Origin of the sequence: Dietzia sp. Cai40 (genome assembly GCF_014145165.1) — a bacterium.
GTDB lineage: Bacteria > Actinomycetota > Actinomycetes > Mycobacteriales > Mycobacteriaceae > Dietzia > Dietzia natronolimnaea.
Genome location: NZ_JAALEB010000495.1, coordinates 1 through 2,958, shown reverse-complemented (window position 1 = coordinate 2,958; position 2,958 = coordinate 1). Strand labels below are relative to the sequence as shown.

Genomic DNA, 2,958 nt, shown 5'->3' with positions numbered 1-2,958 from the left:
GCCTCGGTGGCGGGTTCCACGGCACCCGGACCCCTGAGGCCGTCGAGGAGATGGTCGCCGTCGCGCGCACGGCCCTCACCTCGAAGCCCGTCCGGAGGGCGGCCGCCCGCCCCCACTGGGCGGAGTTGCCGGTCGCGGGCGCTCTCGCCACGGCCGACGGCACGCCGGTGGCGGTGGACGGGGTGGTCGACCTGGTCGTGGACGAGCCCGACGGTTCGCTGTCCGTCATCGACTACAAGACCGATGTGGCGGTCACCACCGGGACAGTCGACGAGTACCTGCTGCAGTTGTGCGCGTACGCCGAACTGCTGGGCGCGACCACCGGCCGGACGGTCTCGCGCGTCGAGCTCGTGTTCTGCCGCGGCAACCGGGCCACCGTGATCGGACGGGACCTCAGCTGAGGTTCGTCCACACCACCCGGCCGTTCGCCGCGGCCGCGACCGCGGCGTCGCAGGGTTCGCCGGTGGTCAACGCCTGGTACAGCTCGACCAGCAGGTCGACGACCGAATCCCACACCCGGTGGAGCGGTTCCTCCCCGCCGTACGCCCAGATGGACCCGGCGTCCGGCCCGGTCCGATAGGACACCGCGTACCCGTACCCGCGGCGCTCCGCGATCGGCCACAGGCGACCGGTCCAGGTACCCCCGGACCCCGGGTCCGAACCGAGTCCGCCGAGCGCCATCGCGTGCTCGAACCTCTTCGCCTGGACCTCGAAACCCTCGGCGGCGCCGACCGGTTCGGCGAACGGCAGCAGACCCTCGACCGAATCCAGGCCGGTCCGGCGCAGATGCCACAGCAGGGTCCGGATCCCCACCGAATCATCGACACCGCAGCTGTCGAGGAGGGTCCCGGTCCGGCTGTCGGACGCGCGGGGATCATCCAGCCACGCACCGGGGACGCTCTCCACCTGCAGGAGGACCGCGATCGCGTCGCAGAGCTCCCCGACCTGCTCGTCGAGCACGACAGCGGCCTCGTCGACACGCCCGGACCGCGATCGCCGGGCGACGTGGTCGGAGGGCCCCGGGTCCCCGGTGATCACGGGCGGCGGAGCGGTCGGGCCCCGGCCCTGTTCATCGTCCATCGCTCGTCGGATCCCGTCGAGGGCGCCGTCGAACTCGGCACCCCACCCCGCCCGCGCGGCGGACTCCGGTTCCGGCGCCCGCGCCGCCTGTCCCGGCGCCGGGTCGAGCTCGACCTCGTCCTCCCGAACCGCCGGGATCGCCCCGGTGACATCGGCGAAGAGGTCCAGCCGCGCACGTCGGCTGTCGCGCATCCGGTCGCGCTCGGACCGCGTGAACGACAGCACCGGAAGGGTGAGGAGCAGCGCGGCCTGCCTACCCGAGAACCCGAATCCCAGTTTGAGGGCGCGGCGGGCGTCGACAGGGGATTCCGCCTGCCGGATCGTCTCTATCACGGCATCCAGGTCCTCGCACGCCAGGAGTACCGCCTCGGCCTCGTCGCACGCCCTCCCGGCGTCGTCCCCGGGCTCGAACCAGCCCCCGACCGCACCCATAGAACCCATGCCAGTCCCCCGATCTTTCCCGCAACAGAACGGACCCGGCCCCCACCGGATCGTCACGAATCCTACGCCCGCCGACCCACCCGTGGTCATGCGGTCACGCAGCCCGGGGCGGGTCCGTCCCTGTGGATTGTGACCGATCTCTCCGCCATCTACGGGACGCTGACCAGCGCTTTTCGATTTTCCAGCAGTTCCACAGGGACGGCGGGGGATTCCTTTGGGAACGGGACGTAGGGTCCTGGGCATGAACGGACAACTGATGCTGGAGGACGGGGACCGGAGCCGCTCCACCCCGGCGCCTCCTGCGGAGGTCGCCCCGGTGGGCCGCGAGGCGACCCCGGCCGCGGTGTTCCCGGCGCCGTTGACCACGGTCTCGGCCGCGGCGACAGGGGGGCTGATCGGCCTCGGGGCGGTCTACGGCGTGGCGGCGCGACTCGCCGACACCCTTGTCGGGGTGGCGGTCCTCGTCCTGGTGTTCGCGTTGACGATGGCCGGCCCGAGGGTCCACTCCGTGGCCCGGTCCGAGGTGGGCCGCACCATCGCGGTGATCCTCGAGGCGATCGCCTTCGGTGGTGTGCTCGGCGCGGTCATCGTCCTGTTCTGAGCCGGGCCCCCAGCTGCTCCACGAGGTCCTCCTCCACCCCGGCGCCGTCCACGAGGTATCGACGGACGTCGCCGAACTCGCTGTCCAACGCGGTCAGCGAGCGCCGGATGTTGCTCTCCTCGACCCCGATGAGCACGTCGATCGCGTCGAGACGCTCGGGCATCTCCGCCCGGACGTACGCCCGGATGGAGTTGACGAAGTCGACGGACAGCTCGCGGGTCAGCATGTAGTCGGCGATCACGTCCTCTTCCCGCACTCCGGCGAGCAGCTGGAGCACTGCGGAGGTCCAGCCCGTCCGGTCCTTGCCGGCCGTGCAGTGCACGATCGCCGGGCCCGCCGACCGCGCCACGGCGCTGACCGCGCGGCCGAAACCGGTCCGCTCCTCGTCGCCGAGGACGAACCGCTCGTACATGATCGCCGTCTCGCGTCGGGCGTCCTCCACGCTGAACGTCCCGACCCCGGTGAATGCGGCCGCGGAGGTGTTCCCGGCGAGGACGTCGATGGCCAGGTAGTCGGCACCGGCGGGGATCACATCGGGCTGCCTGGTGATCTCGTCGCCGGTCCGCAGGTCCACGATGGTGCTCACCCCGAGCCGCTCGAGTACCCCGAGGTCGTCCTCACCCACCGACAGCGTGGTGGATCGGTAGACCAGACCGCGGGCCATGCTCCCGGTCGGGTGGAGCGCGTAACCCGGGCCCGCGACGTCACGGAAGTTGTGCACGCTCGTCAGTCGGACGTCGCCGGGCGCCGGTCCGGATGCGCCGACCTCAGCCCCCACCTCCGCGACGACCTCGGCGTCGACCCCGGTGGTCATGCGCGCGTCTGCGCCCATTCCG

4 protein-coding genes are annotated in these 2,958 nt (G+C 71.9%); 2 read left to right on the top strand and 2 right to left on the bottom strand.

All coding sequences use genetic code 11. From position 1 onward, the window contains the following. On the top strand, nucleotides 1-401 hold a 401-nt coding region (locus G6022_RS16360; protein ID WP_182692037.1), incomplete at its 5' end, for a PD-(D/E)XK nuclease family protein. On the opposite strand, the gene G6022_RS16355 is transcribed toward G6022_RS16360, so the two are convergent. Beyond that, entirely contained in the window at nucleotides 394-1,521 is a 1,128-nt protein-coding gene (locus tag G6022_RS16355; RefSeq protein WP_182639726.1) for a DNA gyrase subunit A, read from the bottom strand. The genes G6022_RS16360 and G6022_RS16355 overlap by 8 nt on opposite strands. Nucleotides 1,522-1,762: 241 nt before the next feature. On the opposite strand from G6022_RS16355, the gene G6022_RS16350 reads away from it, so the two are divergent. Further along, a complete protein-coding gene (locus tag G6022_RS16350) occupies nucleotides 1,763-2,122 on the top strand; it encodes a hypothetical protein (protein WP_179524078.1) in 360 nt (119 codons plus the stop codon). Here G6022_RS16350 and G6022_RS16345 read toward each other — a convergent pair. Next, nucleotides 2,106-2,958: tyrosine-protein phosphatase (locus G6022_RS16345; RefSeq protein WP_347238201.1), on the bottom strand; the 853-nt coding region annotated here is incomplete at its 5' end. The two genes, G6022_RS16350 and G6022_RS16345, sit on opposite strands and share 17 nt — an antisense overlap.

Excerpts from the sequence above, each read along its gene's own strand:
- G6022_RS16355 (WP_182639726.1), bottom strand. The coding sequence starts at position 1,521 with ATGGGTTCTATGGGTGCGGTCGGGGGCTGGTTCGAGCCCGGGGACGAC.
- G6022_RS16350 (WP_179524078.1), top strand. The coding sequence starts at position 1,763 with ATGAACGGACAACTGATGCTGGAGGACGGGGACCGGAGCCGCTCCACC.